Annotated in this window: 11 protein-coding genes; 5 read left to right on the plus strand and 6 right to left on the minus strand. The window is 62.8% G+C overall.

Annotated features, from left to right (window positions below; all coding sequences use genetic code 11):
• Positions 1–220 precede the first annotated feature (220 nt).
• The 5 genes from FHX33_RS21840 to FHX33_RS21175 all read left to right on the plus strand — a co-directional run bounded on the left by FHX33_RS21840 (position 221) and on the right by FHX33_RS21175 (position 4,914).
• Positions 221–577 carry a peptidase inhibitor family I36 protein gene (locus tag FHX33_RS21840; RefSeq protein WP_021756243.1) on the plus strand — a complete coding sequence of 119 codons (357 nt, stop codon included), beginning with the start codon at positions 221–223 and terminating at the stop codon, positions 575–577.
• Entirely contained in the window at positions 577–1,413 is an 837-nt protein-coding gene (locus FHX33_RS21160; protein WP_147295978.1) for a hypothetical protein, read from the plus strand. Before FHX33_RS21840 ends, FHX33_RS21160 begins: the two co-directional genes overlap by 1 nt.
• Before the next feature lie 178 nt (positions 1,414–1,591).
• Positions 1,592–2,500, plus strand: coding sequence for an efflux RND transporter periplasmic adaptor subunit (locus tag FHX33_RS21165; RefSeq protein ID WP_147295979.1), 909 nt, complete (start codon positions 1,592–1,594; stop codon positions 2,498–2,500).
• Positions 2,497–4,428, plus strand: a complete 1,932-nt coding sequence (locus FHX33_RS21170; protein ID WP_115698370.1) for an ABC transporter ATP-binding protein/permease — start codon at positions 2,497–2,499, stop codon at positions 4,426–4,428. Before FHX33_RS21165 ends, FHX33_RS21170 begins: the two co-directional genes overlap by 4 nt.
• Positions 4,429–4,476: 48 nt before the next feature.
• The gene (locus FHX33_RS21175; protein ID WP_081703946.1) at positions 4,477–4,914 is read left to right on the plus strand and encodes an SHOCT domain-containing protein; all 438 of its coding nucleotides are present in this window, start codon (positions 4,477–4,479) and stop codon (positions 4,912–4,914) included.
• A gap of 310 nt (positions 4,915–5,224) precedes the next feature.
• Here FHX33_RS21175 and FHX33_RS21180 read toward each other — a convergent pair whose 3' ends face one another.
• From FHX33_RS21180 to FHX33_RS21400, 6 genes are all read right to left on the minus strand, one after another.
• Positions 5,225–5,887, minus strand: coding sequence for a cation efflux transmembrane domain-containing protein (locus tag FHX33_RS21180; RefSeq protein ID WP_021762832.1), 663 nt, complete (start codon positions 5,885–5,887; stop codon positions 5,225–5,227).
• Complete coding sequence (locus FHX33_RS21185) at positions 5,884–6,228, minus strand: ArsR/SmtB family transcription factor (protein ID WP_021762831.1); 345 nt, start codon at positions 6,226–6,228, stop codon at positions 5,884–5,886. Before FHX33_RS21185 ends, FHX33_RS21180 begins: the two co-directional genes overlap by 4 nt.
• Before the next feature lie 65 nt (positions 6,229–6,293).
• Positions 6,294–7,289 (minus strand): c-type cytochrome biogenesis protein CcsB, encoded by a 996-nt coding sequence (gene ccsB, locus FHX33_RS21190; RefSeq protein WP_115698371.1) that lies wholly within the window; start codon positions 7,287–7,289, stop codon positions 6,294–6,296.
• Positions 7,286–7,861, minus strand: a complete 576-nt coding sequence (locus FHX33_RS21195) for a signal peptidase II (protein WP_021762774.1) — start codon at positions 7,859–7,861, stop codon at positions 7,286–7,288. Before FHX33_RS21195 ends, ccsB begins: the two co-directional genes overlap by 4 nt.
• Positions 7,855–8,280 (minus strand): hypothetical protein, encoded by a 426-nt coding sequence (locus tag FHX33_RS21200; protein WP_021762773.1) that lies wholly within the window; start codon positions 8,278–8,280, stop codon positions 7,855–7,857. The genes FHX33_RS21195 and FHX33_RS21200 overlap by 7 nt, the downstream gene beginning before the upstream one ends.
• A gap of 13 nt (positions 8,281–8,293) precedes the next feature.
• A partial coding sequence (locus FHX33_RS21400) for a hypothetical protein (RefSeq protein ID WP_221209783.1) occupies positions 8,294–8,516 on the minus strand: 223 nt, incomplete at its 5' end.

Genomic DNA, 8,516 nt, shown 5'->3' on the forward strand with positions numbered 1-8,516 from the left:
CGACATTGGGACAGGGGGCAGGTTCAGAAACGATCGTTAGCGCAAGCGACCCGGCGGGCCATAGCGGTGCCCGACGACCAGGCTGGTGCCGCCCGAGATGGCACCAGCTTTGATGTTCTCGGATGCTCGTGGAGCTCTCGCGCTTGGTACTTGCGTCCCCTAGACAGGGCGTTCTAGACTCCGGCTCAGCTTCACGTTCACTGAGGATTGGGGAGATATCGTGAAAAAGCGTTCAATCATTGGGGTTGCAGGTGCTGCAGCTCTTGTCGCTGCTTCTGTCATTGGATTCAGCGCACCGGCACAGGCATCCATCACTCAGTGCGGCAGTAACCGCGCGTGCGCCTGGACTGACTCCAGCTATGCCGGAGCCTTCGGATCGTGGACCAGCAGCCAGTCGTCGCTTGCGGGGTTCCACGACGTCATCTCCTCCGTCGCCAACAACCGAACTGCCTATATCGGCTGGTTCAGCGACCCCGGTTACTCGGGTTCATTGTTCCAGCAGCCCGGAGGAGCCGCGGGCTTCTTCAATTGGCCTGACTGGCGTAACGACTCGTTCGACTCCCTCTACTTCTACTGATGGCGGGTGGGCGGCTGACAGCGACGACTTCAGCAGCAGCGCTCATCTTCGTCGTTGCATTGACCGGGTGTTCGTCCGGGCCGTCGCAAGCGCACGCCAACGTGCGCGCGCAGCTCAATCCGGCGACGGCACAGATTCTGTTGCCGCTTGAGTCATATGCGATGAGTTGGGGTGAGGTTCAGACGGTCAACCATGCGAACTCGATTGCGATCGAAAAGTGCATGGCCAACAAGGGGCTGACTTTCCCCCGCGCGTCTCAGGATTGGTCGGCGCTCGCGCCTCTACCGGATCGTCGGTATGGGTTATGGGCGCCGGCCGACGCTGAGGCCAATGGGTACGAGCTACCCGAGTCGAGTCAGTCGAAAGATGTTCAAGCCCAGGAGGATGCGCTCGGTCCCGATTGGTGGCAGGACTATCGGGCGTGCTTCAAATCAACCAAGCAGCTACCCGTGATGGGGGTAAACACGTCGCCGGATCAGTCGGTGGTAGATCGCGGGATGAATGAATCGTTCGAGGCTCTTCTTGCCAGCGACGAGTTTAAGTCGGTCCGGGAGAAGTGGCTCAGCTGCATACAGGACGGGGGCCTGGCGGCCAACAAGGATGCCCGGGTTCTGGTGCCTCAATTCCCTTCCGCTGGAGAAGAGCAGCTCGAGGTCGCTGCAATCGACGTACGGTGCAAAGAATCACTCAATTCCGTCCAGACGCTGGCGGACTGGGAAGCGACCAAGCAGGCAGGGTACATCGATGATCACGAGGGCGAATTGACGGCCTACCGCGACAAGGTCAAGAAGGTGGTCGCCCAAGCACAGAAATTGGTCACGACCGTTGGCGGGTGAGCCGCGGCGGCTGCGTCGTTTGGATCATCCCTTCCGCGCACTCGCATTTGTCTTAATCACGGTCCTTATCGCGGGTGCGGCATTCCTTCTGGGTATATGGGTGCGTTCGCCGGACTCGGCTGTGCTTGACGCTCGCGGGACGAATGTGCCCGTATACGCCCCGGTTGAATCCAGGACCGTGACCGCCGACATCCGCATCCAAGGCGAGGTCTCGGGGACACAGGAACAGCCGGTGACGGTTGGCCCACCGGCGGGCGCAGAGCGCATCGTTGTCACTTCTGTTTCGGCTAACCCCGGCCCACTTACCAACGGACAGCTTCTTGGTACTGTCTCGAACAGACCCGTGTTTCTGTACAGCGTGGATATACCGCTCTTCCGGAACCTGGTCGCTGGAGATACTGGCAGTGACGTCGCCAGCTTGCAAAAGGCGCTTGGAGTCCCGCAAACGGGGAAGGTCGATAGCGCCACCCTCAGTGCAGTGCGCTCCGCCTACTCAGCCGCAAATGTCGAGCCACCTGGTGGTCGATACTCCACGACGATCACCACCGCAGAGTTCTACACCGTTCCAACCTCGCTCGGCGCCCTCTCCTTGGTCTCTGTCGCTCCGGCCGGCACTTCCGTGGACAACGATCACCCCTTCGCTGTGCTGGGAATGGGATCCCCCTACGTCAGTGTGCGAGCCAGTGTCAGCGAGGCCGAACAAATCAAACTGAACGACAAGGTGACAATCACCGGCTCTGGCGGGAAAAAGGGCACCGGCGCCGTGGCCAAGATCAGTGACTTCCAGTCGAGCCCCACCAGCGGCGGACGGCCACCCGGCCGCGACATCCAAATCAACCTTGATGCCGGCGGAAACCTGACGGCAGGCGACGCCGTCGCAGTCCTCTTCGGCACCGAGTCAAAACCCGACATGGCAGTGCCTACAATCGCCATCCGGTCGGACTCTGGCGGTGACTACGTGATCAAGCGCAGCAAATCGGATACTCCTGCGCGCACTCCAATCGTCGTGGTACGAAATGCGGACGGGTGGACGGCCATCAAAGCTGAGGGCCTCGCAGTCGGGGACGAGATATTGGTGTCCCAATGACCGTTTCACCGCCACGGCTCACGCTCAACCATATCCAGCGCCGTTACGGAGAGTCGCAGCAGTGGTTCGCTGTCCGAGAGGCGTCCTTGGTCGTCGAACCGGGCGAATTCCTCGCGATCGTGGGGCGATCCGGATCGGGAAAGTCGACACTCCTCAACATCATCGGATTGCTCGACTCACGCTGGGAGGGGAGCTACCACCTCGGCGACATTGACGTTCGCGGTCTGAGCGCAACACAGATCGATCACCTGCGCAGCACAACCTACGGATTTATCTTCCAGTCCTCCTACGCCAACCCATACGAAAGCACCGAACGAAACGCGACGCTGGCCCTCGCAATTCAAGGAGCACCGCTCCGCGAGCAATCCGAAAAGGTCTCGCGAGCGTTAGAAGCCGTGGGCCTTGATCAAAAGGCCGCTGCACTGGCACGGTCACTCTCCGGTGGGGAACGTCAAAGACTTGCCATCGCGCGGGCCCTTACAACGAATCCTTCGATCATCGTCGCGGACGAGCCCACCGGAAACCTGGACAGCGAGACCGGCGATCAAGTGATGGAGGCCCTGCTCGAGCTCAATCGACAGGGAGCAACGGTCATCCTCGTCACCCATGATCCGAGGATTGCCGCCTACGCCGACCGAACGGTCCGGATGGCTGACGGTGTTCTAGAGATCACGGGGGCAGAAAATTCTGTTGGCTCGAAACTTGACGGACAGGAACGGCCGTCGCTGGCAGTGACTCCCTCAAAGGAGCGTCGTGGCACACGGTCACGACGGGCATCGGATCGCCTCACTCGGGCGATCAACAACGTGACGTCTCGACCGCTGCGTTCTGTCGCTCTGATTGCGGCCTTCGCTCTCGCATTCGCGGGACTCATCGGCGCGGCCGGCATCGGCGCGACTGCCTCGCAGCAGATCGCCGGACGGCTAACGGCCGCAGCTCGGGACGAGGTTCGGGTGAACGTACCGGCGGGTACATCAGACGAGGAGGCCGCCGCCTGGCTAGACCGACTCGGGGAGCTCCCACATGTCCGAGAGGTCGGGCAGGTGGCACCCCTCGACGCCAACACCGCACGGACAAGCCGGTTCGCATTCACTTCGGCCAGCGGTAACTCGCCCTTTCAAGGGAGCACCGTGGCCGTTGATAGTGGACTCTTCGGGGTGCTGGATATCGGAACGTCCCCCCAGAGCCTGAGCAGGCTCTTCTCATCGACCAAGGAACACGTGGCGCTCGTTGGTGCGGACGCGGGCGCACAGCTCGGCCTGTCCGACAGGGGCGGAATTGGAGCTGAGGTCTGGGTCAACGGCGAACCGTATACAGTCGTGGGCACTATCACTGCTGCGCCTCGGGAACCGAACCTCTTGACGAGTGTTGTCGTACCGTTACCGCCTTTTTCGGCCGGTTCTCGACAAATCGTGGTCCGAACTGATCCTGGCTTTGCCGGACCCTTAGCCAGCGCGATACCGCTCGCTCTCTCCCCGGCATCCCCCGCAGATATCTCAGTCGAGACCGCTGCCGAGCTACGGAACTTGCGGGTAGGAGTGCAGACCGACCTCAACGGGTTACTCGCCTCGTTGGCGATCGCGCTTCTGGCCCTCGCCATACTTAGCGGCGCCTCAGCGATGTTCATCTCAGTTCAAGCACGCACGCAAGAACTTGCGCTAGCCCGGGCCGTGGGACTGGGACAACGCGGCGTAGCGGCAATCTTTCTCTGGGAAGGCGTCGTTATCGGCCTCGCTGGCGCACTTGCCGGAATCGCAGGCGGATTAGCAATTTCCGTCGCAGTCGCCGCCGCGCGCGGATGGACCGCGATCGCGCCTTGGGAGACGATCGCGATCGCGCCGGTAGCCGGCGCCGTCTGTGGGGCTCTCGCGGCCTTCCTTCCCGCCGTACGCGCCGCGCGAATTGACCCCGCCGACGCCATTCGATAATCGCCCAGAGGCGTGCCACCTCGCCACCCACAGGACTACCCTCGACGCATGAGCGCGAAAGTTCTCACATCCGAGCTGAGTGAAGCCCACACCGAGCGCGGATCACACGGTGCACTGCTGTGGATGGTTGGGGCGGCTGCCGCGATCTCCGGAACGATCATTTTTCTGATTCAGGCCGATCGCGCAGGCATTGCAGAGGTCCGTGCTTCTCAATTTGACCCGGCCGCTGCTTCAGCCGCTGCAGACGCGAGGCTGTGGATGTGCGGAGGGATCCTTCTGGCTGTAGTGGGAATCTGCCTCGTTGGCGGGTATCTCGCTTCTCGAATGCGGACGTCGTGGCGGCGTCACCAATGGGCCGCCCGCCAAACCGTGCGCCACATGCCGCCGCGATTTGCTCGACAGCTCCGCCAGCTGGCCGCTCTTCACGACGAAGGAGTTCTTACTGATGCGGAGTACGAGCAGGGCAAGCGAAAGCTCCTAGAGTAGGGCAGCCTTGGCGCAGAGCCTGAATCCGACCGCGCTGACACCGAAAGCGATCGTTTCTGGGACGCTGAGGCGATCGCTCTCGTCTGTGACTTTGGTCGCTGTGTGGCGGTGTTCTGTTATCGCTGCGTGGCGGCATCGCTGGTACGTAAGCGGATCCTTCAGCGGGCGGGTACGACATCTCCGACCGTGCGGGGCAGATGCGGTCGAGGCGTGCGTGGATGGAGGGCCTGTTGGCGTGCATTCATGAGGCGTGCCATTTGCGTGGGCGTATCGCGCGGCTGAGCCAGGAGGGCGAAGCGTTGCGCATCACCTACTGATCGTGGTCGCTCCCGTCCTCTAGCACCATTCCAACAGATGTCGCGCAGGCATCGCCTTTCCAAGCCTCCAGCCCTTCACGCAGTGCGAAAACCGCGATGACGAGGCCCGCGATCGGGTCTGCCCACCACCAGCCGAAGGCGCTGTTCAGAACAAGCCCGATCAGCACCGCTGCTGACAGGTAGGTACAGATCAATGTCTGTTTGGAGTCGGCAACCGCTGTCGCAGAACCGATTTCCTTCCCAGCGCGACGCTCGGCGAGGGAAAGGAAGGGCATGATCACGACACTGACCGCGGTGAGGATGATCCCAAACGGCGAGTGTTTTACATTGACAGCTCCGACCAGGGCCAGCAGCGAGCTCACGGTTACGTAGGCCGCGAGCGTGAAGAACGCGACCGCGATGACGCGCAGCGTGCCCTTCTCCCATCGCTCCGGATCTTTCCGAGTGAATTGCCAGGCGACCGCGACAGCGGAGAGCACCTCGATGGTTGAGTCCAAGCCGAAGCCGACGAGTGCGGCTGAGGATGCGGCGCTTCCGGCGGTGATCGCGACGACGGCCTCGATGAGGTTGTACCCGATTGTGATCGATACGATCCATCGGATTCGTCGACGCAGAACGCCGCGGCGGGCGTCTGTGAGTGCGGTCGCCGTCGTCATGTGCAGTTGCACTCCTCGCCCTCGCAGCACCCGGGTTCAACGTAGAGGACCACCCGAAGCAGCTCATCCAGTGCAGGGGCGATGTGCCCATCGGCAAGTCGGTACCAGGTGCGTCGGCCATCCGGGATGGCCTCGACCAGGCCGCAGCCGCGCAGACAGGCCAGCTGATTCGACATCACCTGACGGCTCACGTCCAGGGCGTCCGCGAGGTCAGATGGATAGGCGGGTGCTTCCCGCAGGGCCAGCAGGATACCCACTCGTGTGGGGTCGGACAGCGCGTGGCCGAAGCGGGCGAGAGCGGCGGTGTGTGTGATGGTCGCCGCCGGCATGACGATGCTCATTCCACCAATGTACAGCGAATGCTGAATTAATGCATCGCTGTACTGTTGCCCTCCGGGGCTTGGACTTACAGTCCCGAGTAGGTGTGCAGGCCCTTGAAGAAGACATTGACGATACCGAAGTTGAACAGCACGGCGGCGAAGCCGATGATCGCGAGCCACGCGGAGCGAGAGCCACGCCAGCCGCGCGTGGCGCGGGCGTGGATGTAGCCGGCGTAGATCACCCAGATGATGAACGTCCAGACCTCCTTCGTGTCCCAACCCCAGTAGCGACCCCAGGCTGCGGAGGCCCAGATGGCTCCAGCGATGAGCGTGAACGTCCAGGCGATGAAGCCGACGATGTTGATCCGATAGGCGAGGTTCTCTAGCGCGACCGAGTCTGGCAGGGTAGCCAGGAACCGGAATTGCTGCGGAAGAAACTCCTTGACCTGGCCTTCACGCCGGTACTGCAGCAGTTGGAGTCCGGATAGCGCGAATCCCAGGGCGAAGAACGCGGTCCCCAGGACGGCGACGATGATGTGGATGACCAACCAGTAGGACTGGAGCGCCGGCTGCAGGGGAACGACAGGAACGTAGTACCGCAACAGTGCCACGCCTTGCAGCACAAGCACCAGGCCGACGATGAACGTGCCAAGGTACTTGATGTCCCACTTGAGGTTGGCGAGCAGGAAGACACCAACGATGACCAACGTGCCGGTCATCGAGAACTCCCACATGTTTGCCCAGGGAACTCGGGCCGCAGCGACGCCGCGCAGCACCGTCGCGATGAGATGGAAGGCGAAGCCCGCGATCGTCAGACCGAATGCCCATCGTGTGACGCCGCGGGCGGCGCGGGACGGCGCTCCTTTCGATTTGGTCGACTGCTCGCTGGATTCCTCGCCGATGACAACGGTCGTCGGTGGCTGTGTTGCCGCGATCCGTCGTGCGACCGCGCTGGGGACGGTCGTTGTCGCTTCGGCTCCGCGTCTGGCCAGGTCGATGGAGAAGACCACGAAAGCCGCCGTGTAGAAGCCCATCGCGACGTAGAGTGCCACCGTCGAGAGTGCGGAGAGGGTCCCGGTCATGCGCCGGTCACCGTGTCGTGAACGGTCGCCGCCGCGACGCCCTGCGCGCGGCGGTTTTGGACAGTTGCGGCAACTACCGCGGCCGCGATGCCGCCCACAGTGAAGACGTCGGCGAGGTTAAAGATGGCGAACCAGCTGACGGAGAGGTAGTCGACCACGGCACCGCTGAGGACGCCGTGCTCTCCTCGGAGCGCGCGGTCGACCATGTTGCCCCAGCCGCCACCGGCGGCGATCGCGAGCAGTATTGTCACCGTCGGGTTCTCCCGACGAATCACTCGTCGGATGATCCAGGCCGTGAGGACGGTCAGGACGATGAGGATTCCGGCCGCCAACAGGGGGCCGACTCGGGCGCCGAGCCCGAACGCCGCTCCAGCGTTCAGGACCAGATTGAGATCCAGGCTGGGGATCACCGTCGGCACGGGCTGGCCATACGGGAGTGAAAGGATGGCGATGCCCTTGACTGCCTGGTCTACAGCAATCGCGAGAAGGCCTGCGGACAGCGCACGCAACGCCACGCGTCGACGGTCGACGTCTCCAGTGGTCGCCGTCTCTACGGCTTGTTCGGTCAACATAGGGTGGTCAGCGCCTTCATCTGTTCGGAGAGCTTCTTGGTGAGCACGTCCGAGCTGGTGCCCGTCGACGACCCGGTGGATTCCGCTTTCAAGACGGGGATGAGTTTGTCGATGGTGTCGACCACGTTCTGCACGGCAGTCTGCTGCTTCCCCGCGGGCAGTTGATCGGCGATCGGCGCCAGGATCGTCCGGGCGGCCTTCAGCTGGTCGAGGGCCGCCGCGGGGTCGAGCACCGCGGACTTCAAGGCGGCATCGATGTCGGATGCCACCTTGTCGGTGATCGGGGTGACCAAGGGGCAGGCGGCGTTCTGCGCTTGCTTGGATACGGTGTCCCCGATCGAGCAGCCGGAGAGCAACAGGGGTGCCGCCAATGCGACCGCTGTAGCGGCGATGAGGACGGGCCGGTTAGTAGTGGACATGATTCTTCTCGATTCAGCGGGTTGGTCGATGACGCTTGATGATCCGAATGAGGGTGTCGATGTCGTCGCTGAGTGCCTCGAGCTCCACGTCAGAGTCTGCGGGCCTGCGGCGGAGGAGGACCTGGAGCTGGACGGAGGCCGCGGTCGCTGCTTCGATCAGCTCCCGGTACACGGCTGCCGGGATGGTCTCGTGTGCTTCTGGTGTCCTCCACAGCCGTTGCATCTGGCGGCGGATC

It is taken from the genome of Leifsonia aquatica, from assembly GCF_014190775.1.
Lineage (GTDB): Bacteria > Actinomycetota > Actinomycetes > Actinomycetales > Microbacteriaceae > Leifsonia > Leifsonia aquatica.